The sequence below is a fragment of the Chloroflexus sp. genome, from assembly GCF_056331925.1.
In genome coordinates this window covers 102,730-125,206 of sequence record NZ_JBWGQH010000008.1, presented here as the reverse complement: position 1 = coordinate 125,206, position 22,477 = coordinate 102,730, and the positions used below count along the sequence as shown (strand labels likewise).

Annotated in this window: 32 protein-coding genes; 29 read left to right on the top strand and 3 right to left on the bottom strand. The window is 54.6% G+C overall.

The window, feature by feature from the left end:
* The first annotated feature begins 1 nt into the window (after position 1).
* The 29 genes from rplE (at position 2) to AC01ZF_RS06140 (ending at position 17,286) form a co-directional block, all read left to right on the top strand.
* Complete coding sequence (gene rplE / locus AC01ZF_RS06280; protein ID WP_424675962.1) at positions 2-544, top strand: 50S ribosomal protein L5; 543 nt, start codon at positions 2-4, stop codon at positions 542-544.
* Positions 545-601: 57 nt separating this feature from the next.
* On the top strand, positions 602-787 hold the full coding sequence (locus tag AC01ZF_RS06275; protein WP_424675961.1) for a type Z 30S ribosomal protein S14: 186 nt from the start codon (positions 602-604) through the stop codon (positions 785-787).
* Positions 788-842: 55 nt separating this feature from the next.
* Positions 843-1,244, top strand: a complete 402-nt coding sequence (gene rpsH / locus AC01ZF_RS06270; protein ID WP_287904768.1) for a 30S ribosomal protein S8 — start codon at positions 843-845, stop codon at positions 1,242-1,244.
* An 18-nt stretch (positions 1,245-1,262) separates the two neighbouring features.
* Positions 1,263-1,826 carry a 50S ribosomal protein L6 gene (gene rplF, locus AC01ZF_RS06265; RefSeq protein WP_424675960.1) on the top strand — a complete coding sequence of 188 codons (564 nt, stop codon included), beginning with the start codon at positions 1,263-1,265 and terminating at the stop codon, positions 1,824-1,826.
* A 90-nt stretch (positions 1,827-1,916) separates the two neighbouring features.
* Positions 1,917-2,279 carry a 50S ribosomal protein L18 gene (rplR, locus tag AC01ZF_RS06260; RefSeq protein ID WP_424675959.1) on the top strand — a complete coding sequence of 121 codons (363 nt, stop codon included), beginning with the start codon at positions 1,917-1,919 and terminating at the stop codon, positions 2,277-2,279.
* A gap of 29 nt (positions 2,280-2,308) precedes the next feature.
* The gene (rpsE, locus tag AC01ZF_RS06255) at positions 2,309-2,848 is read left to right on the top strand and encodes a 30S ribosomal protein S5 (protein ID WP_015941721.1); all 540 of its coding nucleotides are present in this window, start codon (positions 2,309-2,311) and stop codon (positions 2,846-2,848) included.
* On the top strand, positions 2,848-3,045 hold the full coding sequence (gene rpmD / locus AC01ZF_RS06250) for a 50S ribosomal protein L30 (protein WP_015941720.1): 198 nt from the start codon (positions 2,848-2,850) through the stop codon (positions 3,043-3,045). Before rpsE ends, rpmD begins: the two co-directional genes overlap by 1 nt.
* Positions 3,042-3,554 (top strand): 50S ribosomal protein L15, encoded by a 513-nt coding sequence (gene rplO, locus AC01ZF_RS06245; RefSeq protein WP_428111467.1) that lies wholly within the window; start codon positions 3,042-3,044, stop codon positions 3,552-3,554. Before rpmD ends, rplO begins: the two co-directional genes overlap by 4 nt.
* 54 nt (positions 3,555-3,608) lie before the next feature.
* A complete protein-coding gene (secY, locus tag AC01ZF_RS06240; RefSeq protein ID WP_287904773.1) occupies positions 3,609-4,961 on the top strand; it encodes a preprotein translocase subunit SecY in 1,353 nt (450 codons plus the stop codon).
* 142 nt (positions 4,962-5,103) lie between these two features.
* On the top strand, positions 5,104-5,772 hold the full coding sequence (locus AC01ZF_RS06235; RefSeq protein ID WP_015941717.1) for an adenylate kinase: 669 nt from the start codon (positions 5,104-5,106) through the stop codon (positions 5,770-5,772).
* A gap of 12 nt (positions 5,773-5,784) precedes the next feature.
* A complete protein-coding gene (gene infA, locus AC01ZF_RS06230) occupies positions 5,785-6,006 on the top strand; it encodes a translation initiation factor IF-1 (RefSeq protein ID WP_012258253.1) in 222 nt (73 codons plus the stop codon).
* Between the two features lie 47 nt (positions 6,007-6,053).
* The gene (gene rpmJ / locus AC01ZF_RS06225) at positions 6,054-6,170 is read left to right on the top strand and encodes a 50S ribosomal protein L36 (RefSeq protein ID WP_012258254.1); all 117 of its coding nucleotides are present in this window, start codon (positions 6,054-6,056) and stop codon (positions 6,168-6,170) included.
* A gap of 96 nt (positions 6,171-6,266) precedes the next feature.
* Positions 6,267-6,647: a 30S ribosomal protein S13 gene (gene rpsM / locus AC01ZF_RS06220; protein ID WP_424675956.1), complete on the top strand. Its 381-nt coding sequence runs from the start codon at positions 6,267-6,269 to the stop codon at positions 6,645-6,647.
* 19 nt (positions 6,648-6,666) lie between these two features.
* Entirely contained in the window at positions 6,667-7,080 is a 414-nt protein-coding gene (gene rpsK, locus AC01ZF_RS06215) for a 30S ribosomal protein S11 (RefSeq protein WP_015941715.1), read from the top strand.
* Positions 7,081-7,270: 190 nt separating this feature from the next.
* The gene (gene rpsD, locus AC01ZF_RS06210) at positions 7,271-7,891 is read left to right on the top strand and encodes a 30S ribosomal protein S4 (RefSeq protein WP_476575212.1); all 621 of its coding nucleotides are present in this window, start codon (positions 7,271-7,273) and stop codon (positions 7,889-7,891) included.
* A gap of 23 nt (positions 7,892-7,914) precedes the next feature.
* On the top strand, positions 7,915-8,892 hold the full coding sequence (locus tag AC01ZF_RS06205) for a DNA-directed RNA polymerase subunit alpha (RefSeq protein WP_476575211.1): 978 nt from the start codon (positions 7,915-7,917) through the stop codon (positions 8,890-8,892).
* Positions 8,893-8,902: 10 nt separating this feature from the next.
* Entirely contained in the window at positions 8,903-9,253 is a 351-nt protein-coding gene (gene rplQ, locus AC01ZF_RS06200; protein WP_015941712.1) for a 50S ribosomal protein L17, read from the top strand.
* Positions 9,253-10,089, top strand: a complete 837-nt coding sequence (gene truA, locus AC01ZF_RS06195; RefSeq protein ID WP_424675954.1) for a tRNA pseudouridine(38-40) synthase TruA — start codon at positions 9,253-9,255, stop codon at positions 10,087-10,089. Before rplQ ends, truA begins: the two co-directional genes overlap by 1 nt.
* 5 nt (positions 10,090-10,094) lie before the next feature.
* Positions 10,095-10,526, top strand: a complete 432-nt coding sequence (rplM, locus tag AC01ZF_RS06190) for a 50S ribosomal protein L13 (protein ID WP_424675953.1) — start codon at positions 10,095-10,097, stop codon at positions 10,524-10,526.
* 92 nt (positions 10,527-10,618) lie between these two features.
* The gene (gene rpsI, locus AC01ZF_RS06185) at positions 10,619-11,017 is read left to right on the top strand and encodes a 30S ribosomal protein S9 (RefSeq protein WP_424675952.1); all 399 of its coding nucleotides are present in this window, start codon (positions 10,619-10,621) and stop codon (positions 11,015-11,017) included.
* A gap of 168 nt (positions 11,018-11,185) precedes the next feature.
* Complete coding sequence (gene rsmD, locus AC01ZF_RS06180; protein ID WP_476575210.1) at positions 11,186-11,773, top strand: 16S rRNA (guanine(966)-N(2))-methyltransferase RsmD; 588 nt, start codon at positions 11,186-11,188, stop codon at positions 11,771-11,773.
* Positions 11,774-11,776: 3 nt separating this feature from the next.
* Positions 11,777-12,262 carry a pantetheine-phosphate adenylyltransferase gene (gene coaD / locus AC01ZF_RS06175; protein ID WP_424675951.1) on the top strand — a complete coding sequence of 162 codons (486 nt, stop codon included), beginning with the start codon at positions 11,777-11,779 and terminating at the stop codon, positions 12,260-12,262.
* Positions 12,259-12,693: an SPFH domain-containing protein gene (locus AC01ZF_RS06170; protein ID WP_424675950.1), complete on the top strand. Its 435-nt coding sequence runs from the start codon at positions 12,259-12,261 to the stop codon at positions 12,691-12,693. Before coaD ends, AC01ZF_RS06170 begins: the two co-directional genes overlap by 4 nt.
* A 70-nt stretch (positions 12,694-12,763) precedes the next feature.
* Positions 12,764-13,297 (top strand): YceD family protein, encoded by a 534-nt coding sequence (locus tag AC01ZF_RS06165; protein WP_424675949.1) that lies wholly within the window; start codon positions 12,764-12,766, stop codon positions 13,295-13,297.
* Entirely contained in the window at positions 13,267-13,497 is a 231-nt protein-coding gene (gene rpmF, locus AC01ZF_RS06160) for a 50S ribosomal protein L32 (protein WP_476575209.1), read from the top strand. The genes AC01ZF_RS06165 and rpmF overlap by 31 nt, the downstream gene beginning before the upstream one ends.
* Positions 13,498-13,605: 108 nt before the next feature.
* Entirely contained in the window at positions 13,606-14,610 is a 1,005-nt protein-coding gene (locus tag AC01ZF_RS06155; RefSeq protein ID WP_424675947.1) for a beta-ketoacyl-ACP synthase III, read from the top strand.
* 95 nt (positions 14,611-14,705) lie between these two features.
* Positions 14,706-15,665: an ACP S-malonyltransferase gene (fabD, locus tag AC01ZF_RS06150; RefSeq protein ID WP_424675946.1), complete on the top strand. Its 960-nt coding sequence runs from the start codon at positions 14,706-14,708 to the stop codon at positions 15,663-15,665.
* 8 nt (positions 15,666-15,673) lie between these two features.
* Positions 15,674-16,420, top strand: a complete 747-nt coding sequence (locus AC01ZF_RS06145) for a 3-oxoacyl-ACP reductase family protein (protein ID WP_424675945.1) — start codon at positions 15,674-15,676, stop codon at positions 16,418-16,420.
* A 116-nt stretch (positions 16,421-16,536) separates the two neighbouring features.
* Positions 16,537-17,286, top strand: a complete 750-nt coding sequence (locus tag AC01ZF_RS06140; protein WP_424675944.1) for a 3-oxoacyl-ACP reductase family protein — start codon at positions 16,537-16,539, stop codon at positions 17,284-17,286.
* Positions 17,287-17,962: 676 nt separating this feature from the next.
* Here the strand turns inward: AC01ZF_RS06140 and AC01ZF_RS06135 are convergent.
* The 3 genes from AC01ZF_RS06135 to AC01ZF_RS06125 all read right to left on the bottom strand — a co-directional run bounded on the left by AC01ZF_RS06135 (position 17,963) and on the right by AC01ZF_RS06125 (position 22,421).
* Positions 17,963-19,450 carry a phytoene desaturase family protein gene (locus tag AC01ZF_RS06135; RefSeq protein ID WP_424675943.1) on the bottom strand — a complete coding sequence of 496 codons (1,488 nt, stop codon included), beginning with the start codon at positions 19,448-19,450 and terminating at the stop codon, positions 17,963-17,965.
* Between the two features lie 106 nt (positions 19,451-19,556).
* A complete protein-coding gene (locus tag AC01ZF_RS06130) occupies positions 19,557-21,032 on the bottom strand; it encodes a TadA family conjugal transfer-associated ATPase (RefSeq protein ID WP_428111478.1) in 1,476 nt (491 codons plus the stop codon).
* A gap of 15 nt (positions 21,033-21,047) precedes the next feature.
* Positions 21,048-22,421 carry an ATP-binding protein gene (locus AC01ZF_RS06125; protein WP_424675941.1) on the bottom strand — a complete coding sequence of 458 codons (1,374 nt, stop codon included), beginning with the start codon at positions 22,419-22,421 and terminating at the stop codon, positions 21,048-21,050.
* Between the last annotated feature and the right edge of the window lie 56 nt (positions 22,422-22,477).

The following is a 22,477-nucleotide window of genomic DNA, read 5'->3' as shown; positions in this document are numbered from 1 at the left end:
CATGACCGTTCGTCTACGTGAGAAGTATTACAAAGAGGTCGTTCCGGCCCTGATGGAGGAGTTTAAGTTCACATCCATCATGCAGGTGCCGCGCCTCGTAAAAATTGTCGTTAATGTTGGAGTTGGCGAAGCGGTTCAGAACGCGAAGGCAATCGAGGCCGCCGTCAACGATGTCGCTGCGATTACAGGCCAGAAACCGGTTGTAACCAGAGCGAAGAAGTCGGTCGCGTCGTTTAAGCTGCGCGCCGGCATGCCTATCGGTGTGATGGCAACACTTCGCGGTGACCGGATGTATGACTTTTTTGATCGTCTCTGCTCACTCGCGCTGCCGCGTATCCGCGATTTTCGTGGCGTGAGCCGTAGCTCGTTCGATGGTCGCGGGAATTACAGTATTGGTCTGAAAGAGCAAATTGTCTTTCCAGACATTGACTACGATAAGATCGATAAGATTCGTGGTTTAGAGGTGGCAATTGTCACCAGCGCGCCGAATGACGAGCAAGCCTATTCTTTGCTCAAGCGACTCGGCATGCCATTTCGTGATTAGTTTGAACTAAGAGCGCCTCACGCGCTGACTGGTTCAACGATTTGAGGAGGTATTCCGTTGGCTAAGAAATCGTGGGTCGTTAAGGCGCAGCGACCGCCGAAATTTAAGGTGCGTGCGTACAATCGCTGCAAGATCTGCGGCCGGTCGCGAGCGTATATCCGCAAGTTCGGGATGTGCCGCATCTGCTTCCGCGAGCATGCGTTGAAAGGCCTCATTCCGGGCGTTGTGAAGGCAAGCTGGTAAGCGCTGTGCGGCAATCAGAAACCTTTTTGACGCCCGTCTTGTGAGGAGGCATACCGTGAGTGTCAATGATCCTATCGGCGATATGCTGACACGCATCCGCAATGCGTGCATGGCCCGCCATACAACGGTGACAATGCCGGCATCGAAGATGAAAATTGCGATTGCCGACATTTTGAAACGCGAAGGCTTTATTCGTGATTACACCGTGATCGACGATGGTAAGCCGTACAAGACCATCTCGATTACCCTGAAGTACATGCCCGACCGCCGGCCGGCTATCACCGGTCTTCGCCGGGTGAGCAAGCCGGGGCTGCGCGTCTACACCAAGCGCGCTGACATTCCGCGGGTGCGCGGCGGCCTCGGGCTGAGCATTCTGTCAACGCCGAAAGGTGTGCTTGCCGATCACGAAGCATGGCGCGAGCGCGTCGGCGGTGAAGTGCTCTGCTACGTTTGGTAACGCGCACGGAGGAGTATCATGTCGCGAATTGGAAAACGACCGATTACCGTGCCGAAGGGCGTACAGGTGACCATCGGTGAGCAAAACCTCGTCACCGTCAAGGGGCCAAAGGGAACGCTTACCCAAAAGTTGCATCCTGATATGATTATCAAGCAGGAAGGTGATGTTATCACCGTGCAACGCCCTTCGGACGAGAAGCTGCATCGCTCCCTGCACGGCCTGACCCGCACGCTGATCAATAACATGATTGTCGGCGTGACGCAGGGGTGGCAGCGAGCGCTGGAGATTAACGGCGTCGGTTATCGCGCTCAGCTCGAAGGCAAGACCCTGGTGCTGAACCTTGGGTTTTCGCATCCGGTTCGGATTGAACCACCACCGAACATTAGTTACATCGTTGGTGAACGAAAATCGGCCAACGATCCACTGGCATTGACGGTGATCGGTATCGACAAACAGCAGGTGGGTGAAGAGGCAGCACGTATCCGCAGCTTACGTCCGCCAGAGCCGTACAAAGGCAAAGGCATTAAGTATCTGGAAGAGAAGATTCGCCGCAAGGCCGGTAAGGCCGGTAAGGCGAAGTAGCGATACGGGCTGTGTCATGATGAACACAGCCATCTACCGCGCGAGCGACGGGGGATGGAATCTCCGTTGCGATAGTTATTTGAGGATCGTATGGGAAAGCGAACACCACGTGAACTCCGGCTTCGCCGGCATAATCGCGTCCGTAAGCGCGTCTCGGGCACGCCAGAACGACCGCGGTTGAACGTCTTCCGTAGTCATGCCCACATTTACGCGCAGGTGATTGATGATACCGTTGGTCATACCCTTGTTGCCGCTTCGACGATTGAGAAGGGCTGGAGTGGTAGCCCGGAATTGACTAAGACGCAAGAGGCAGCGCTGGTTGGTAAGCTGATCGCCGAACGGGCGTTGCAGGCTGGAATTACGAAGGTGGTCTTCGATCGCGGCGGCTATAAGTATCACGGACGAGTAAAAGCGCTGGCCGAAGCGGCCCGCGAAGCAGGTCTGAACTTCTAGTTGCCCAAGGGCAGCGTAGCGGAGGAACTGTGAAACGAGAACGTATCAACCCCGACACGCTGGAGCTCGATGAGCGAGTCGTCCTGATCAACCGCGTGTCAAAGGTCGTGAAGGGTGGCCGGCGCTTCAGCTTCAGCACAGTCGTTGTGGTCGGTGATGGTAAAGGCCACGTAGGTATTGGCATGGGAAAGGCGGCGGAAGTCCCAGACGCGATCCGCAAGGGGGCTGAAGCAGCCAAGCGGAATCTCATCCGTGTGCCGCTGGTCCATTCGACGATCCCTCACGAGATCGTGACGAAGTTTGCCGCCACGAAGGTGATGTTGCGCCCGGCAGCACCCGGTACCGGTGTTATTGCCGGTCGTGGTGTCCGCCCGGTGGTGGAAGCTGCCGGGATCAAAGACCTTCTCTCGAAGGTCTATGGGAGCAACAACCCGGTTAATGTGGTGAAGGCGACCTTCAAGGCACTGAGTGAAATGACCTCACTGCAAGAGATGGCTCGCCGGCGTGATATGACACCACAAGAGCTGAACGCACGCCGGATGCGACGTGAAACGACGGAGGCGGCGTGATGGGTAAGCTGCGCGTAACCTACGTAAAGAGCGCAATTGGCTATGCGCGTGACCAGAAGGAAACGCTGGCTGCGCTTGGCTTGCGCCGCTTGAATCAGAGTGTACTCAAACCGGATAATCCATCGGTGCGTGGGATGCTGTTTAAGATTCAGCACCTCGTAAAGGTGGAAGAGGTTGAGGACGAGGTGCAGGCATGAAACTTCACGATTTACGCCCTGCCGAGGGTTCGCATCGTAAGCGTAAGCGGATTGGGCGTGGCCACGGCTCGGGTAAAGGTAAGACCGGTGGTAAAGGTATGATGGGCCAAAAAGCCCGGAGTGGCCCCGGCCCTTACCGAACCTTCGAGGGTGGTCAGAACCGACTGGTGAAACGAATGCCCTTCAAACGCGGCTTTACGAATAAGTTTCGCGTTGAATATGAAGTGGTCAATGTTGGCAGTCTGGTCGATTGGCCAACCGAACTCGAGGTAACGCCAGAGACGTTGTTAGCGCGTCGGCTCGTGCGGCGCAAGAAAATGCCGGTCAAGATTCTCGGCGATGGTGAGTTAAACCAGCCGTTGGTAATCAAAGCACACAAGTTCTCGGCGAGCGCTCGCCAGAAAATTGAAGCGGCCGGTGGTAAGGCAATTGACCTGACGTGGATTGTCGAACGCCATTCGCGCTCGCGTGGGCCTAATCCGAGTATGCGTAACGCTCGCCAATCGTAATCGGTCAGTGCGGCGAGAACGCGACTGTTCTCGCCGCTCACAGGAAGCATCATCATGCTGCAAGCTGTACTGCGTGCAATTCAGTTGCCTGATCTCCGGCGCCGTATCCTCTTTACCTTGGGGATGCTGTTCCTGTTTCGCCTGATCGCGCATATTCCGGTACCCAATATTAATCCGACAACGCTCGAACAGTTGCGACAGGCGCTGGCGACTAATCAGTTGGCGCAACTGCTGAATCTGTTCGCCGGTGGTGCGTTGGAAAACTTCTCGGTGGCTGCGATGGGGGTGTACCCCTACATCACCGCCCAGATTATTATGCAGTTGTTGCAACCACTGATTCCCGCGTTGCAAGAATTGCAAAAAGAGGGTGAACAGGGTCGTCTACGCCTCAATCGCTACCAATTGTGGTTAACGATCCCGTTGGCGTATTTGCAGGCCTACGGCCAAACCCTGACACTTGAACGAACCATCAACCCGAATAACGATCCAACGGCATCACTCTTCCGGACACCGTTCGATCTGGCGGCCAACTTTCTCCCTACATTTACCGTCCTTACCACGATGGTCGCCGGTACGATGTTGCTGATCTGGCTCGGTGAACAGATTAACGAACGCGGGATCGGTAACGGTATCTCGATCATTATCTTCGGCGGAATTGTTTCACGGCTGCCGGGTCTCATTATTCAGGGCTTCCAGATTAGCCAGGCCGGTGATTTTAGCACCATTCTTGGACTCATCGGTTTTGTTGCTATTGCATTGCTGACAATTGTCGGTATTGTGCTCATTCAAGAGGGGCAGCGCCGGATTCGCGTTCAATATGCACGGCGGGTCCGCGGCAATAAAGTCTACGGCGGTCAGAGCAGCTTCATTCCGCTCAAGGTCAATTCGGCCGGCATGATCCCGCTGATTTTTGCCCAGAGTATTATCATCTTCCCCGGTATCGTTGCCTCATGGTTTTACCGGCCCGGTGCCGAGGGAATTGGTAATGCTATCGCCGGTTTCTTTTACAATACGTTTAACCCAACCGGTCAGGGCGGTGGGATTGTCTATATGACGTTGCTCTTCCTCCTGACTGTCGGTTTTACCTATTTCTACACCGTTGTCATCTTTACCCAACAGGATTTGGCCGAGAACCTCCAACGCAACGGTGGTTTCATCCCCGGCATTCGGCCAGGTAAAAAGACGGAAGAGTACCTGATGAAGGTACTTAACCGCATTACATTGGCCGGAGCACTGTTTCTTGGCTTGATTGCAGTGCTACCATTCATCACCCAATCGATTACCGGTGTGCAAATTGGGTTGGGTAGCACGGCTCTCCTGATCGTGGTGGGTGTGGCGGTGGATACGATGCGCCAACTCGAGGCACAGTTGATCATGCGTGACTACGAGGGTTTCTTGACTAGGTAGTGCTGCACACAAACGGCAAAAGTGTAGTACAATAAAAGCCGTTGCTCGCCGGGAAGCCGGTTGGGCAGCGTCTTTGTGAGATAGGCAGATGGTCTACTGTACCTGGTAAAGGTATAGTTTTGAAATGAGCGAGCGCCGAGTCATGACCAACGTTATCTTGTTAGGACCACCGGGAGCCGGCAAAGGTACACAGGCAAAGACTCTCGCCGATCGAACAGGTCTCACCCACGTCGCTAGCGGCGATCTCTTTCGCGCAGCTTTGCGTGAAGGGACCGAACTGGGTATGCTGGCAAAATCCTATATGGATCGTGGTGAATTGGTACCTGATGAGGTCGTGATTCGTATGATCTTGGAACGCATTCGGCAACCGGATTGCGCTTCTGGGGTCATCTTCGACGGGTTTCCGCGTACCCAAGATCAAGCGCGCGCCCTCGAAGAAGCGCTCGCAAAAGATGGCGCCCGGATTGATGCCGTCCTCTTCTTGGCCGTACCCCAAGAGGTACTGTTGCGTCGGATTGCCGGGCGGCAAACGTGCCGTACCTGTGGCGCAGTATTCAACATCTATTATTTTCCGTCACACCGGCCGGATATCTGCGATGCCTGCGGCGGCAAACTCTACCAACGAAGCGATGACTCAATCGAGACAGCGCAGCACCGGCTGGATGTCTACTTCGCCCAAACGATGCCGCTGATCGAATATTACCAGCGGCAGGGCATCCTGCACGAGATTGATGGTCAACGCGAGATCGCGCTCGTGACAGAGGCAATGCTGAAAGCGCTGAGTCCGTATCTAACGCCAGCGCAGCCGTAGGTTAGGAGGACTATGTCGAAGAAAAAAGACGTCATCGAGATGGAGGGTACCATCACAGAACCGTTGCCAAACGCAATGTTCCGGGTGCAACTCGACAACGGACATGAGGTGCTTGCTCACATCTCGGGCAAGATGCGGATGAACTACATTCGTATCTTGAAGGGCGACCGAGTGCTGGTCGAACTCTCGCCGTATGACCTCACTCGGGGACGTATCACGTATCGCTATAAGTAGGGGCGCGACGCAGCACGGCGGCGTCCGCCGCTGCAAGGAGGTTGACTATGAAAGTGCGAGCGTCGGTAAAGCCGCGCTGCGAGTATTGCAAGGTGATTAAGCGCAAGGGCGTGATTCGCGTAATCTGCTCACGCACCCCAAAGCACAAACAGCGGCAAGGATAAACGGTAGTCGTCATGCGCACTACCATCGTTGGCTGAAAAGGACATTACCACCAACCGACCAGTTGGTGGAGCGTAACAGCAGCAAAGAGGACAGGCATGGCACGTATCGCCGGGGTTGATATTCCCCGCAACAAGAAGATCGAAATTGCAATCACATACATCTACGGGATCGGTCGCTCGAATGGTATGGACGTTCTGCGGAAGGCGAACGTTGATCCCAATCGCCGAGTACGCGATTTGACCGAAGAAGAAGTAGGCCGGATCCGCGAAGTTATCGACCGTGAATACCGAGTGGAAGGTGATCTACGCCGTGAAGTGCAGTTGAATATCAAACGTCTGATGGATATTGGCTGCTATCGCGGTTTGCGCCATCGCCGCGGTATGCCGGTGCGTGGTCAGCGCACACGTACTAATGCGCGAACCCGTCGCGGTCGTCGCGGTCAGGCTATCGGTATTAAGAAGAAGGTGAAGAAGTAGTTGCTATAAGGAGCACGGAATGCCCGCCAAGGGAAAAACAACAGCTACTACCACCCGTCAACGCGGTAAGCGCCGTGAGCGTAAGAACGTGCCGCGTGGGTATGCTCATATCCAGAGCACGTTTAATAACACGATTGTAACTATCACCGATCCACAGGGTGCCGTTGTGTGCTGGTCGAGTGCCGGTCAAAGCGGCTTTAAAGGCTCACGCAAGAGCACGCCCTATGCCGCGCAGGTCGCTGCTGAGAATGCAGCCCGCAAGGCGATGGAAAACGGCATGCGATCGGTTGAGGTCTTCGTGAAAGGCCCCGGTGCCGGCCGTGAGGCGGCAATTCGCTCGTTACAGGCTGCCGGTTTGCAGATTACGGCGATTACCGATGTAACGCCTATCCCGCATAATGGCTGCCGACCACCGAAGCGACGCCGGGTATAATCTACGGTTCTTGGACAATCGACGTTTTTCTCCTGTGAGACGACCGCAACTGGAACCGGAGGGCTTTGTTCCCGGACGCCCACTGCGGTGACGTTTGCCAACGAGCAGCGCTAGCGCCCATCTCACAGGTTTGGGAAAAGGCGTGCAGATGTTTCTGCCCTGTTTTACGATATAAAAGGATAATACGACTATGGCGCGATTTCGAGGGCCCGTCGGTAAAGTGAGTCGACGATTGGGCATTGGTATCACCGAAAAAGGTCAGCGTATTCTCAATAAGCGGCCAGACCCACCGGGTCAGCACGGCGCGGCTGCCCGTCGCCGGGCGTTGTCTGACTACGGCGCGCAGTTGCGCGAAAAGCAGAAGGCAAAGTTTATTTATGGCGTCCTTGAGCGCCAGTTCCGCCGTCTGTTCGAGCAGGCGGCGCGACGCAGCGGAGTAACCGGCGAGTATTTGCTGAGTTTGCTCGAGCGCCGACTTGATAATGTGGTGTACCGTCTTGGGTTTGCTACGACCCGCGCTCAGGCTCGCCAGTTGGTAAACCATGGGCATATCGTTGTTGATGGTCGCAAGACGAATATTCCGTCGTATACCGTGAAAGTTGGGCAAGTGATTGCCGTGCGACCACAAAGCCGCAGCCGTACATATTTCAAGAATTTGGTCGATAGCGGTGTGCTCAACAAGCATCGTGCCCCGGAATGGTTACGCTTGAATCCTGCCGAACTCTCAGGCACGGTTGTCGCGTTGCCACGCCGTGAGGATGCTGAGACCGGGATTAATGAGCAGTTGATCGTCGAGTTCTATAGCCGGTAAATGCTCCCAGTGCTGGGAAGCAAGTGAAGAAATGGGAGGCAGCAGTGCTCGATATCGCTCAGCCAAAGATCGAGGTTGTAGAAGCTACCGAGAGCTTTGGTCGCTTTAAAATCGAGCCGCTCGATCCGGGCTATGGACATACGCTCGGCAACGCGCTGCGGCGTGTTCTGCTTACGGCTATCCCCGGATCGGCGATTACTCACGTGCGGGTTACCGGTGTCTATCAGGAAACTGACCGCATCCCCGGCATGACCGAGGATATGGTTGAACTGATTTTGAACCTGAAAGGCATCCATCTGCGCGGTCACCACGAAGGAACGGTGACGGCAACGATCCGGAAGCAGGGGCCGGGGGTGGTAACGGCTGCCGATCTGGTACTGCCTGAAGGGCTCGCGGTCGTTGATCCCGATCACTATATTTGTACGCTCGAACATGAGCAAGCCCGGATCGAGTTGACGGCAACGATTGAGCGTGGGCGAGGGTATCTGTCGGCAGACCAGCGCGGTATTCTGCCGTTGGGTGAAATTCCCATTGATGCCATTTTTACACCCGTGCCACGTGTCAATTATATTGTCGAAAATACTCGTATCGGGCAGGCAACTGACTTCGATCGTCTACTTCTTGAAGTATGGACGAACGGCACGGTACGACCCGTCGATGCGCTCGATTATGCGGCACGGGTCTTGGTTCATTACAATACGACGATCGCGAATTTCAACCGTATGGCCGTTGAGGCGGAAGCTCAGCCCGAAACAACCGGTCTTGAGATTCCTCCTAGCGTCTACGATACCTCCATCGAGACGCTAGAACTCTCGACCCGCACGTACAATTGTCTGAAACGGGCCGAGATTACCAAGATTGGTCAAGTCCTGCAAATGGACGAAAAGGCGCTCCTCTCGGTGCGCAATCTAGGCCAGAAATCGATGGAAGAGATTCGCGACAAGTTGATCGAACGGGGTTATATTCCGCGATTGCCTATCAACGGGTCATCGCGCTCATGAGGATACGACCATGCGACACCGTCATGCCGGAAAATTATTGGGGCGATCGTATGAGCACCGCAAGGCGCTCTACCGCAACCTGATGATCGCTCTGATCGAACACAAGAAGATTAAGACAACGCTGGCCAAAGCGCGGGCCGTCCAGCCGGAAATCGAGCACTTGATCTCGATTGCCCGTGAAGATACCCCACATGCGCGTCGGATGGCGCTCTCGAAGCTGGCCAGCAAGAACGCTATGCGCAAGCTATTTACCTTTGCGCCGACGACCTATGGCGGACGCAACGGAGGCTATACTCGCATTACCAAACTCGGCCCACGTCGTGGTGATGGAGCCGAGATGGCTTTGATCGAGTTGATCTGATGCGCACGATTGCACTGCTGCTGGCCTACGACGGCACAGATTTCGCCGGTTCACAGTGGCAAACCGATGTTCGTACCGTCCAAGGTGCAATCGAGGCAGCTTGGGAGGCATTAACCCAAGAGCAACGCCGGATTGTATTGGCAGGACGTACCGATGCCGGTGTCCACGCCTCAGGTCAGGTAGCCCATGTGCAAACTGCGACCCGTCATTCGTTGGCAACGATCTGGCGTGGTTTGAACGCCCACTTGCCAACCGATGTGACGGTGCAAAATGTCGGTGAAGCGGTACGCGATTTTCATGCAAGATACAGCGCGATCGAGCGTGAATATCGCTACGTGATCGATTGTGCGCCGGCGCCATTGCCACAACTACGCCATCAGGCGTTGCATTATGCCGGAACACTTGATGTGACGGCAATGGCGACTGCGCTGAAGCTGCTAGAGGGAACGCACGATTTTGCCGCGTTTACGACGGCAACGCCGAGCCAACGATCAACGGTACGAACGATGTATTGGACTCGGATTGTTGAACGGGTCTGGTTTGACCGGCGCTTACTCGCGATTGAATTAGCGGCTAATGCGTTTCTTCAGCATATGGTGCGGATGATCGTCGGGACGTTGCTCCTTGTGGGGCGTGGACGGATGACCGTCGATCAGTTTGGTGAGGTGTTAGCCGGTCGTGATCGCCGACTAGCCGGTCCGACCGCTCCGGCACATGGGCTGACATTAACAGCGGTACGTTATCCACCCGGCCTCATCCGCTGGGTAGAACCATTAGAACGGCAACAAGGCGCGACGAAGGTCGAACAGCCTTCGTCCTACGTACACGAGGAATAGGTGCTGTGAAGACCTATCATCAGAAACCGTCAGAAGTGCAGCGCGACTGGTACGTCATCGATGCGAGTGGTAAAGTGCTCGGTCGGCTGGCGACACAAATCAGTACGCTCCTGCGCGGCAAACACAAGCCGACCTTTACACCATCTATTGATGGTGGTGATTTCGTGATTGTGGTCAATGCCGAAAAGATTGTCCTGACCGGGCGCAAGCCTGAGCAGAAGATCTACTACCGCCATAGCGGCTATCCGGGTGGTCTTAAAGAAATCCCGTACAAGGTGATGCTGGCCAAACACCCGGAGCGCATCCTGCGCCTTGCGGTGAAGCGCATGCTTCCCAAGAACCGCATGGGCCGCCGATTACTCAGCAAGCTGCGCATCTACGCCGGGCCAAACCACCCGCATGCCGCGCAGCAGCCTAAGCCCTACATTCCGCGCTAAAGCGGCACGGGCGATCGATGATACGGTGATTGCACCTCGCATGCAGGCAACGACGAAGCGCCGCGTTGGCGCATAGGTGGTGAGGAGAAGGAATGGAAGGCAAGCGCTACTATCAGGGCACCGGCCGCCGAAAAACGGCGGTGGCGCGTGTGCGCCTCTTCCCCGGCAGGGGGGATATGATCGTTAATGGCAAAAAACCGGAAGACTATTTCGGTAAGCGAGATTTGTTTCAGCATGAACTCCAGATGCCGCTCGTCTTGACCAACCATCTGAATACATTCAATGTGCTGGTGAAAGTCAAGGGGGGTGGTGTCTCTGGACAAGTCGGTGCGGTACGTCATGGGATTGCCCGTGCCCTGCTCGATTACGACAGTGGGTTGCGCCCAGTCCTCAAGCAGGCCGGTCTGCTTACACGCGATCCGCGTGCCAAAGAGCGTAAGAAGGCTGGTCTCAAGCGCGCACGCAAAGCGCCACAGTATACCAAGCGCTAGTGCGACATTATGACGCACGGGAGATTGTGCTGGCGATGACGTAGGTGCGAGGGCCGTACTACGGTATCCCTACGCCTATGGCTTCAGCACTGTGAGTAGATCGAGTACAGACCTCATCACAATGATGCTAAGCGGCAGACGGTCGGACATAACCGTCTGCCGTGCATTATGACAACTATGCGCGTCATTACCGGAAAAGCCAAAGGACATCGCCTGAAAGCCCCAAAAGGGCTAGGTACCCGACCAATGCTGGATCGGGTCAAAGAGGCGTTGTTTTCGGTACTCGAAGGCTATGGGCCGATCCGTGGTGCCGTCCTCGATCTCTACGCCGGAACCGGTTCGCTCGGTATTGAATGTCTCTCACGCGGCGCCGACAGCGCCGATTTCGTGGAACGAAATGCGCACGTCTGCACCATTATCGCCGATAATCTGCGCCACACACACTTTGAGCAACAGGGACGCATCTACCAAATGCCGGTCGATCGCTTCTTGCATCGGCAGCGAGGGGTCAGGTGCTATGATATAATCATCATGGACCCACCATATGCCGATCCAGCGATTGAAGCAACGATTCAGCTCGTTGCCCAGAGCGATGTAGGTAAGGAAGGTAGTTTATTGATCGTCGGTCATTCACCACGGGTTGAACTTGCCGACATCTATCCCGGCCTCCACCGGATCAAGTATCGCCGACTTGGTGATTCCTGTTTCTCGATTTATGAACTCACGGCCTCGGCTTCGCCGACCCCAGCAGGGTAAGCTATGCGCATCGCGATCTATCCCGGCAGTTTCGATCCGGTTACGTATGCTCACCTCGATATTGCCCGACGGGCAACGCGCATTTTCGATCGGGTGATTATGGCAGTGTTCGACCGGCCACAAAAGCGCTTGCTCTTCTCAACCGAAGAGCGGTTACACTTGTTACGGGCCGCTACAGCCGACCTCGATCACGTCGAAGCCATGAGCTACAATATCTTAACGGTCGAATTTGCCCGCCAAGTTGGCGCGTGTGCCATTGTGCGCGGCTTACGCGCTGGGAGTGACTTTGAGGCCGAGTTTCAAATGGCTCAAGTTAACCAGACGATCGATCCCGGTATTGAGGTGGTTGTGTTGATGGCAGGACGGCCATTTGCCCATATCAGTTCAACCGCGGTACGCGAAATGGCCAGCCTTGGCCGCGACCCGGTGGAATTTACCCCACCGGTAGTGGTGGCAGCCTTACGAGAAAAGTTCGCGCAGAGGGGGTGATCGCCATCGAGCTTGATGATCTGATTGATGAGCTAGAAGAGGTGATCGCTGCCGGTGTTCGGCTTCCACTGAGCGGTGGACGCACCTTGATCGATGAGAGTCGGGTGCTGGAGATCATCGATCAGATGCGTACGGTCATTCCAGAAGAAATCCGGCGTGCGCGCCGGATCATTGCCGAACAAGAGCAATTGCTCGCCGCTGCTCAAGCCCGTGTGCAAGAAGTGCTGAGCGAACGCGGTCTCCTGGCAGCAGTAGAAGCAGAACGGGTCCGTTTGTTGCAACAGGCCGAACAGGAAGCTGCCGAAGTACGAGCCGGCGCCGATGCATATGCCCGACAAGTGCTGGAAGAACTCGATGAGCGTCTGAGCAAGCTGCTCACAAGCGTGCGGAATGGTCTGCACGCTCTAGATGAACGTCAACCAGGCGCTTGACAACCCTCCGCCCTCTCGCCTATAATTTGGCGCTTGTGGCGGAGCCAATGGCGCGCCACAGGTGATTGCTATGACTGCATTACGGTTTAATCTCGCGCAGTTATTGCGCGAAGAAATGGGAGCGCGACGTGACATCTCGTTCACCGAAGTGGCATTGCCGCTCGATGATGAGTTGACGCTGCGGAATATTACCGGACGCCTGCGCTTGACCCGTACCGCAGCCGGTGTGTATGCCCAGGTAACCGTACATGGGATTGTGACACTGACATGCGTTCGCTCATTAGAACCGTTTGATTACGAGCTTGATCTCGACTTCAGCGACCAGTTTTATGCGGTGGTCGATGTGGTCAATGGGCATCGATTACCACAACCGGTAGAGGATGATCCGTTTATGCTCGATGAGCTGCACCATATTGATGTAGGTGAGGCAATTCGGAGCTACGCGCTGATTAACCTACCGATGAATCCGGTGGCACCAGCTTACCGTGATCAACCGGTCAACTATACCGTTGAGTCAGAAGGCATTGAAGAAGAAGACACCACCACCGATGAGCGCTTTGCTGCGCTGCGTGAATGGGTGGAACGACAACGCAATCAACACTGAGGAGTAACGAAACGATGGGTGCAGTACCAAAACGAAAAGTTTCGCGCCACCGGCGCGGCAACCGACGACAACATTTAGCACTGACGCCACCGGTCCTGGTGACATGCCCGCGCTGTGGTGAGCTGATGCGGGCACATCGCGTCTGCCTGTCTTGTGGGTATTACAAGGGCCGGCAGATCCTCAAAGTAGGTGCCGAATAAGTAACCACACCAGTGCAATGCAGAGGTGGTTTCACAGGCATAAGGGGGGCTGTACGCCGAGATGATCGGGCCGGCAGCCCTTCAGTGTATGATAGAAAGGTCGCGAGGGTGAGTAGGGAACGTTATGCGGCAGTAATTGGCTGGGGAATGGCCGTGCCCAATCGCTTGGTTACTAATGATGATTTAGCGCAACGGATCAATACTTCTGACGAGTGGATCCGTACTCGCACCGGTATTCGTGAACGTCGGGTGGCTAGCCCGGGCGAAAGCACTTCGACATTCGCGACTACTGCTGGCCACGAGGCGCTCGAGATGGCCGGTATCTCGCCGGCAACAATCGATACGGTGATTGTCGCGACCTGTACCCCCGACCGGCCCTTCCCCGCTACTGCTTGCACCGTGCAAGCAAATCTGCAAATCCCACGTGCTACTGCGTTTGATCTAGCAGCAGCATGTAGTGGCTTTGTCTACGGTTTGACGGTCGCAACCAGCCTCATTAAGAGCGGTGTGAGCCGTCGGTTGTTACTGATCGGCGCCGACATCTTTACCCATTATATTAACTGGAACGATCGCAATACCTGCGTCCTGTTTGGTGATGGCGCCGGAGCTGTCGTCCTTGAGGCAACCGATGAGCCGTTGGGTCTGATCGCTTCCAACCTGAGCGCCGACGGTAACCTCGAAGACCTAATGGCCGTTGACGCCGGGGGTACTCGTATGCCACTTACGACTGAACTGCTTGCCGAAGGCCGACAGTATGTTTACATGAACGGGCGCGAGATTTTTAAGCACGCTGTGCGGGAGATGAGTGAGTCGGCATTGCAAGTGGTACAGGCTGCCGGGTTGACCATCGATGATATTGCGCTCGTAATTCCCCATCAGGCGAATGTGCGCATTATTGATGCCGTAGCACGACGTCTGGAAGTACCGCCTGAGCGGGTGATGATCAATCTCGACCGGTATGGAAACACATCGGCGGCTTCGATCCCAATTGCTCTCTACGAAGCAGCTCAACAGGAACGGATCAAGGCCGGCGATTATGTCTTGATGACCGCTTTCGGCGGTGGTCTAACGTGGGGATCAGGGATCGTGCGTTGGGGACGGCCGAGTCGGTAACGGCCACCATCACAACTGTTTGACCAAAGTAAGTGCATGCTGGCGCACAGCAAGGGGTACTCTGCGCCGGTAGGGAAGGAGAAGGCGAGTATATCATGAGCATCGCATGGGTATTTCCGGGTCAGGGATCGCAAGTGGTTGGCATGGGACGCGATTTGATCGCAGTATCACCGGCAGCGCGTCAAATCTTTGCAATAGCAGACGAGACGCTCAATTTTGGGTTGAGTGAATTATGTTTTAGTGGGCCGGAGACCGACCTTACTGCAACCGAGAATGCCCAACCCGCATTGCTGACGACAAGTATCGCTTTACTGGCAGCACTGCGCGAAGTATCAGGTGACCGCTTAGAACCACCGATTGCCGTTACCGGTCATAGTTTAGGTGAATACTCAGCGTTAGTAGCCGGTGGCTCGCTCGACTTCGTTACTGCGCTTCGCCTCGTGCGCCGACGCGGTGAGTTGATGGCCGCCGCCCACGAAGGCGGTATGGCAGCCGTTATTGGGCTTGATGCCGATGTACTCGAACAGATTTGTGATGAAGTCAGTGCTACTCTCCAGGAACATGGCGTGTCACAAAGTACTGTGGTGATTGCGAATTACAATGCACCTGACCAACTAGTCATCAGCGGAACCTCGGTCGCCGTCGAACACGCTAGCTTGCTGGCAAAAAGTCGTGGCGCCAAACGGGTGATTCCGCTCAAAGTCAGTGCAGCCTTCCATTCACCACTCATGGTTGATGCCGCTGAGGGGATGGCTAAGGCTATCGCCGAAGTCTCGGTCCGCGATCTCGAGATTCCGTTGATTGCCAATGTAACTGCCGAGCCGATCCGCTCAGCCGATGATGTACGCCGTGAGATCGTCGCGCAAGTAGTGGCCCCGGTGCGTTGGATTGCATCAGTTCGTTATATGGTGGCAATGGGGGTCGAAACCTTTATCGAAATCGGACCGGGTCGAGTATTAACCGGCTTGATCCGTCGGATTGCACCAGAAGCGCGGTTGATCAATATCGCGACATTTGAGGATATACGAGCACTCACTGTAATGCAGCCGGTGTAAAGATTGCTATGGAGTTACAGGGACAAGTCGCCATTATTACCGGCGCCGGTCGCGGGATCGGGCGGGCAACTGCCCTTGAGCTAGCCGCTGCCGGTGCCCGTGTGTTGATCAACTATCAGCATAGTGCTGCGGCGGCTACGCAATTGGCAGCCGACATCATTGCCAACGGCGGCGATGCCCTCACGTATCAGGCAAATGTCTCCGATGAACAAGCGGTGCAAGGGATGGTGCAGGCTGCCCTTGATCGGTGGGGTCGGATCGATATTCTCATCAACAATGCCGGAATTACCGCAGATGCACCGCTGGCTCGCCTGCGTCCTGAACAATGGCAGCAAGTACTCGACATCGATCTCACCTCGGTGTTTTTGTGTTGTCGCGCTGTTACGCCAACTATGCGAGCAGCCGGTTATGGTCGCATTGTATCGGTCAGTTCACTAGCAGCACTAGCCGGTAATGTTGGTCAAACCAATTATGCTGCTGCGAAAGCCGGGATTATTGGTCTGAGCCGATCATTGGCCCGGGAAGTCGCCCGTGAAGGCATTACCGTCAACATCGTCGCGCCCGGTTATATTGAGACCGATATGGTAGAGACGGTGCCCGAAGCATTACGCGCATGGGCACTACAAGCGATTGCCATCGGTCGGTTTGGCTATCCTGAAGAGGTTGCCGCTGCTATCCGATTTCTTGTCTCACCGCGTGCCTCGTACATCACCGGCCATGTCTTAACCATAGACGGTGGCTGGGTAATGCCATAGCCAACGATACTCATAGGCAACGTACCTGTTGGGTTATCGTAAACATAGCAGGGCGAATGTCAGACAAACCGCCCCTTCTTTATAATTCGACGCATGACAGAACCGTAGGTATACGTATGATCGACTTCAGTGGACAAGTAGCAATTGTCACCGGCGGTTCGGGCGGTATTGGGCAAGCAATTGTACGAGGTTTAGCGCGATACGGTGCCCGCGTTCTCGTTGGATATTACCACAACGAACAAGCTGCAATTGACACAGTTGCCGCGGTGCAGAATTCCGGTGGTGACGCCCAAGCACTTGCTATCGATGTACGTGAAGTCGACAGTGGCAATGCACTAGTTGCGGCAGCCATTGAACGATGGGGACGAGTTGACATCTTAATCAATAGTGCGGGGATTGCCAATTATGGACCGTTTGGTGAGATAAGCAGCGAACGCTGGCGACAAACCATTCAGACCAACCTAAGTGGGGTGTACCATACCTGTCGCGCCGTCTTGCGACCGATGATGCAACAACGCTACGGCCGGATCATCAACATAGCGGCCTTGTACGGTATATCAGGCTTTCCCGGCCAAGCTGACTTTGCAGCAGCAGCCGGCGGTATCATCGGCCTCACCCGATCCCTCGCCCGTGAAGCGGCCCCGTGGCAAATTACGGTCAATGCCGTCGCACCGGGGATGATCGAAACGGAACTGATAAACGTGATCCCCCCGGCGATCCAGCAGTGGAGTACCGGGATCATTGCCTTGCGCCGGTTGGGCAAACCGGAAGAGGTCGCTGCAGCGGTTCTCTTTCTCGCCTCGCCAGTTGCCTCGTACATTACCGGACAGACGCTGATGGTCGATGGTGGGTGGACGATGGCCTAATAACATATATTAAAAAACACAGATGCGGCAGATACCTGCCGCACCTGTGACTAGAAGCTAAACCTATTACCTACCTACCACCATACAGAGGCCGCTGCTTCGAGAGTTCATCAGGGCTACCAGAGAGTGACAACCACCGTACCCGCACAGATCCTTTAGCTGCTCTGCCTTCAGCAGATATTGCGCCGGGCCAGCTTTTGCTATCGGATAACCTCACCATCTAGCGTGGGATAGCAGCTCCTTCTTCCCCAACGCGGTGAGTTTGTGTGGGAAGCAACCGTATGGCTCGCAGAGCATCCGATTACTCAGCAGTAATCTGGCGCTTGTCTGTTCGTCTCCCCGCCGCTCATCATCATTACATTTTTCATATATTGATGAGGGCGTTTCCCCGAACTTACGCTATACCTCTCTCAACTTACCCACACATAACCTTTTACATTAGAGGTATAGCGCTTGCCTTCCGGTTGCATGTAAGTGATTGTGTTCCCTCCTTTGCTTTTTGATGTCCTCTCGAAGCTACGGCCTTATCATAGCACTACAACAGTGTAGAATCAAGTAGCTTATCGTAATTTAACGATGATAAAACACAATTATTTCTACGATAAGCGATCGTATAGTTAAAAAACCATGAAGAATCGCCCGCAAATCATGGCAGTGTTGTAAAACATTTTTAGCCTTACGACCCCTGATCGGCCAAAATCCGAGTGGTCACAGCTTTCCCGGATAACAGAACCAGCGGGATTCCACCACCCGGATGCGTGCCGCCTCCGACAAAATAGAGCTGCTTGATGCGACGGGCACGGAGAGGAGGACGGGCAAAGGCAGCAAAGGGGGAATTGGAACTCAGACCATAAATAGCACCGAACGCTGTGTTGTAGCGTTGAGCTAAATCACGCGGTGTCCAATAGTATTCGTAGCGGATCGCCTGACGTAAACCGGACAAACCCATTACCTCAAGTTTGGCGATGATATGGTCGCGATACGCCGGCATTACAGCTTCCCAATCGATCCGACCATCATCGGCAGGCGCATTCACCAGCACGAACAAATTCATATGACCGGGAGGGGCATGGGTTGGATCGGAACGGCACGTAGCAGCGATGTAGATGGTCGGATCGAGTGCTGGACGACGATCTTGCACGATGGCACGAAACTCGGATGGATAGTCGGCGCTGAAGAAGATGGTATGATGCGCCAATGTGGGAAAATCCCCTTCAACCCCAAGGAAGAGGACAACTCCGCTGTACGAAGGTTCACACCGGGCCAACCGAGTCGCTTCGCGCTGACCGCCGGGAATGAGGTGGGTGTAGGCGTACTGCGGATCGGCGTTAATAACTACCGCGGCTGCTGGCAGGACACCACCATGAGCCAACCGTACTCCACGTGCATATCCCTTCTCAACGATTACTTCACTGACCGGTGTTGTGGTACGCACTTCAACCCCGAGTTCGGCAGCCAACCTGCCCAGAGCGACGGCTAACTGGTACATACCACCGCGTACATACCAACCACCTTCTGCTAACTCGATATAGGAAATAAGGGTGAACGTAGCCGGCGATACATAGGGAGACGATCCGTTGTAGGTGGCGTAACGGTTGAAGAGCTGGCGCAAATGCGGGCTACGAAAAAACGAGCGTACAGCAGCATCAACGCTGCGCAACGCATCGATACGAAATGCGTGACGCACCATTGATAGCGTGATTAATTCACGCAGCCCATCGAACGGACGGAGTAAAAAGGGGCCGGCAACCGCATCGTAGATCCGTGCAGTATGGGCCATAAACTGAAAAAAGTGGGGCACATCAACCGGGCTAATGCGCTCGATCTCTTGCACCAATTGTGGCAGACGCTGCCAGGCATCAAAGCGAGTACCATCGGGCCAGAAATAGCGACACGTCGGCTCAATCTGTGCCAGACAGAGATAATCTTCCATCCGGCGTTGGGCAAACGCAAATAAATCACGAATAACCCATGGCATGGTCAACAACGACGGACCGGTATCGAAGGTATAGCCAGCGGCCTGATGAAGATTCAGCTTCCCGCCGAGTCGTTCGTTCTTTTCACACACGATAACGTGCCGGCCCCGTGCCGCAAGACGGATTGCAGCAGCTAAGCCACCTAAGCCCCCACCCACAATGACAATCGGGAGTCCCATTATCTGCATCACCCATCTAGACACAACAAAACGGTGCGAAGAAGCTGTGCATACGGTGGGCTAATCGCAACCCTTATCGCAACGCTCAGCGTCTTCGCACCGTCATATGACGCTTTCACACGCTAAAACCGACCCGACCGCGCTGACCCGGAATTTGCGCACCGAAGACACTTGGCGGCAACTTGAAGCCGTGCGCCTCGAGGCGAGGAGTAAACTTAGGCCGGACACCGGTAGGACGCAATTCGGCCATGATTTTGCCTTCCGGCGTCTTGCCCAATATCTCAAGCTTAAAGATATCTTGCAAGACAACAGTATCACCCTCCATACCCTGCACTTCGGTAATATAGGCCACCTTACGTGAACCGTCTTCCAACCGGGTTTGCTGCACGATCAGGTCAATAGCCGAGGCAATCTGCTCACGAATCACGCGTAGCGGCATATCCATACCGGCCATCAGCGACATCGTCTCCATACGAGCAATCGCATCGCGCGGCGTATTGGCGTGGAGGGTGGTGAGTGAACCGTCGTGACCGGTATTCATAGCCTGGAGCATATCGAGTGTTTCGCCACCACGACACTCACCGATTACGATCCGTTCGGGGCGCATACGCAGCGAGTTAATCACCAGATCGCGAATCGTCACCCGACCGGTACCATCGATCTCCGGTGGTTTTGCTTCGAGGCGCACTACATGATCTTGAGCCAACTGCAACTCAGCGCTGTCTTCAATCGTGATAATACGCTCATCTTCAGGGATAAAGTTCGATAGCACGTTGAGCAAAGTTGTTTTACCTGAACCGGTACCGCCGGCCACCACAATATTCAACCGTGAGACCACGCAGGCGCGCAAGAACTCGGCCATTTCGGCGGTCATCGAACCAAAGCGGATCAGGTCTTCGACCTTAAGCTTATTCTTCGAGAACTTACGAATCGTGATCGTCGACCCATCAATCGCGCACGGCGGGATAATCGCATTAACACGCGAACCATCAGGTAAGCGGGCATCGACCATTGGCCACTTACGGTCGATACGACGACCAAGTGGACGAATAATGCGGTCGATTATCTTCATCACGTGCTCATCGGAGGCAAACCGCACATCCGAGAGTTTCAGCTTACCCTTCTGCTCGATATACACTTTGTGAGGTCCGTTGACCATAATCTCAGAAATACTATCGTCATCGAGCAACGGTTGTAATGGGCCAAAACCGAACAACTCATCGCACACCATTGCGAAGAGTTTCTTGACATCTTGATCGGACAGGTTCACATTAGCCTGCTGATAGATCCGCGCAAACCGTTCCTGCAATAGACGTTCGGTTTCAGGCGAACGCTTCAACTCAGTCTGGCTACCGAGTGAAGCTTGAATACGGTCAACGATCCAGAGTGACAGTTCGAGCATCCGCTTCTGGTCGTTCGCCGGAGTCGCATCTTGGACGGTTGGACGCACCGGAGCGGGGGTAGAAGCTACCGGCGGAGGCGGGACTGGAGCTGGGGTCACGGCAGACGCTGCCGGTGGAGGAGGCGTGGCAACAGCCGGAGCAGGATCGGGCTGAGGCGTACTACCGGTAAGACGCTTGAGCAGTGACATAACGAAACAACCTCCTTAGCCGAGCTTGACGAAATACGCTTCGCAGGCACGATCGATCAATTCACGTGACATTGCCGGCGGAATGCCACGGTATTTTGCTTCATCAAGAATTTGGTCGCAAAGATCACGAGGATGACAAGCGCGTAATTCACGACCAACCTTCATATAATGCTCTTGAATGAGGTAGCGCAAGCCATCATCGCTGTATGGGATGCGTTTACTCTTACACACCAATTGAAAAATGGCACGAAACTCGGTTGGTGTTGGGTTTGGCACTTCAATTTTATGACGAATGCGCCGGAGGAAAGCGTCATCAACCAAATCTTTCGGATTGAGGTTCGTAGAAAAGACAATTAAGACATCAAACGGCACCTGAATTTTCTTGCCGGTTTGCAGAGCAAGAAAATCAACTTTCTTCTCCAATGGTACAATCCAACGGTTCAGCAAATCTTGCGGACGGCACTTCTGGCGGCCAAAGTCGTCGATTAGGAAGAGGCCACCGTTCGCCTTCATCTGAAATGGTGCTTCATAGACCTTCGAGACCGGATCGAAGATCAATTCAAGCTGTTCAAGTTCTAGTTCACCACCAACCATCACCCGGGGCCGCTTACACACCACCCAGCGTGCATCAGGATAGGTTGTGGTTGGCACGGCAGGCCCACTGAACGGTAAAGGTGGAATATCGGTGTGTCCAACTTCATTTACCTGCACGACCTGATGGTTGAGTGGGTCGAAGACTTTGATAATCTGCCCATCGACTTCCACCGCATACGGAATAATGACCAAGCCACCAAGGAGATTGGCGATCCCTTCGGCGATGGTCGTCTTTCCATTACCGGGCGGCCCGTAAAGGAAGAGTGACCGCGCAGAGTTAGCGGCCGGACCAATCTTGTCGAGCATCTTCTCACTCACCACCAGATGGCTAAAGGCTTTACGGATAGTCGCCTGATCGATCACCAATTCGCCAATACTCTGCCGTAACGTCACTTCTACATACTGTTGTAACGGCACCGGGGCCGGACCGGCGTACTGATTACGGTCGATCACCTCGTGTACTTTATTCCGACCTTTAGCAGTAATTACATACTGAAATGAGCGCTCGCTGAACCCCCCTTCAGCCCCAATAATATCGACATACTCTTCCAGCTTAAGAAACTCGAGAACTTTATCAATGACACCAAGAAACGGCAGCTTCACTGTCTCTTCTAGTTTCTGGCCGGTAATTGCGCCGGAAAAATAGATCACTTTCAGAATATGATCGGTCAAAAACCCCATTGACAACCCTGTCTCAGCGATGGTCGTGGGCTGAGGTGGAATATTCGGCATCTGTTGTGCCGGTGTGCCGGGCGTCGTTACCGACGGATTAACTTCATGCAGACGGAAGTTCATAACTCACCCTCTCTGCCGCAACGCCGGGCAAGTAATATCTTGGGGCTGGCAGTGAC

Coding starts and splice junctions, on each gene's coding strand:
- rplE (WP_424675962.1), top strand. CDS start 2: ATGACCGTTCGTCTACGTGAGAAGTATTACAAAGAGGTCGTTCCGGCC.
- rplF (WP_424675960.1), top strand. CDS start 1,263: ATGTCGCGAATTGGAAAACGACCGATTACCGTGCCGAAGGGCGTACAG.
- rplR (WP_424675959.1), top strand. CDS start 1,917: ATGGGAAAGCGAACACCACGTGAACTCCGGCTTCGCCGGCATAATCGC.
- rpmD (WP_015941720.1), top strand. CDS start 2,848: ATGGGTAAGCTGCGCGTAACCTACGTAAAGAGCGCAATTGGCTATGCG.
- rplO (WP_428111467.1), top strand. CDS start 3,042: ATGAAACTTCACGATTTACGCCCTGCCGAGGGTTCGCATCGTAAGCGT.
- secY (WP_287904773.1), top strand. CDS start 3,609: ATGCTGCAAGCTGTACTGCGTGCAATTCAGTTGCCTGATCTCCGGCGC.
- AC01ZF_RS06235 (WP_015941717.1), top strand. CDS start 5,104: ATGACCAACGTTATCTTGTTAGGACCACCGGGAGCCGGCAAAGGTACA.
- infA (WP_012258253.1), top strand. CDS start 5,785: ATGTCGAAGAAAAAAGACGTCATCGAGATGGAGGGTACCATCACAGAA.
- rpmJ (WP_012258254.1), top strand. CDS start 6,054: ATGAAAGTGCGAGCGTCGGTAAAGCCGCGCTGCGAGTATTGCAAGGTG.
- rpsM (WP_424675956.1), top strand. CDS start 6,267: ATGGCACGTATCGCCGGGGTTGATATTCCCCGCAACAAGAAGATCGAA.
- rpsK (WP_015941715.1), top strand. CDS start 6,667: ATGCCCGCCAAGGGAAAAACAACAGCTACTACCACCCGTCAACGCGGT.
- rpsD (WP_476575212.1), top strand. CDS start 7,271: ATGGCGCGATTTCGAGGGCCCGTCGGTAAAGTGAGTCGACGATTGGGC.
- rplQ (WP_015941712.1), top strand. CDS start 8,903: ATGCGACACCGTCATGCCGGAAAATTATTGGGGCGATCGTATGAGCAC.
- truA (WP_424675954.1), top strand. CDS start 9,253: ATGCGCACGATTGCACTGCTGCTGGCCTACGACGGCACAGATTTCGCC.
- rpsI (WP_424675952.1), top strand. CDS start 10,619: ATGGAAGGCAAGCGCTACTATCAGGGCACCGGCCGCCGAAAAACGGCG.
- rsmD (WP_476575210.1), top strand. CDS start 11,186: ATGACAACTATGCGCGTCATTACCGGAAAAGCCAAAGGACATCGCCTG.
- coaD (WP_424675951.1), top strand. CDS start 11,777: ATGCGCATCGCGATCTATCCCGGCAGTTTCGATCCGGTTACGTATGCT.
- AC01ZF_RS06165 (WP_424675949.1), top strand. CDS start 12,764: ATGACTGCATTACGGTTTAATCTCGCGCAGTTATTGCGCGAAGAAATG.
- rpmF (WP_476575209.1), top strand. CDS start 13,267: ATGGGTGGAACGACAACGCAATCAACACTGAGGAGTAACGAAACGATG.
- fabD (WP_424675946.1), top strand. CDS start 14,706: ATGAGCATCGCATGGGTATTTCCGGGTCAGGGATCGCAAGTGGTTGGC.
- AC01ZF_RS06145 (WP_424675945.1), top strand. CDS start 15,674: ATGGAGTTACAGGGACAAGTCGCCATTATTACCGGCGCCGGTCGCGGG.
- AC01ZF_RS06140 (WP_424675944.1), top strand. CDS start 16,537: ATGATCGACTTCAGTGGACAAGTAGCAATTGTCACCGGCGGTTCGGGC.
- AC01ZF_RS06135 (WP_424675943.1), bottom strand. CDS start 19,450: ATGCAGATAATGGGACTCCCGATTGTCATTGTGGGTGGGGGCTTAGGT.
- AC01ZF_RS06130 (WP_428111478.1), bottom strand. CDS start 21,032: ATGTCACTGCTCAAGCGTCTTACCGGTAGTACGCCTCAGCCCGATCCT.
- AC01ZF_RS06125 (WP_424675941.1), bottom strand. CDS start 22,421: ATGAACTTCCGTCTGCATGAAGTTAATCCGTCGGTAACGACGCCCGGC.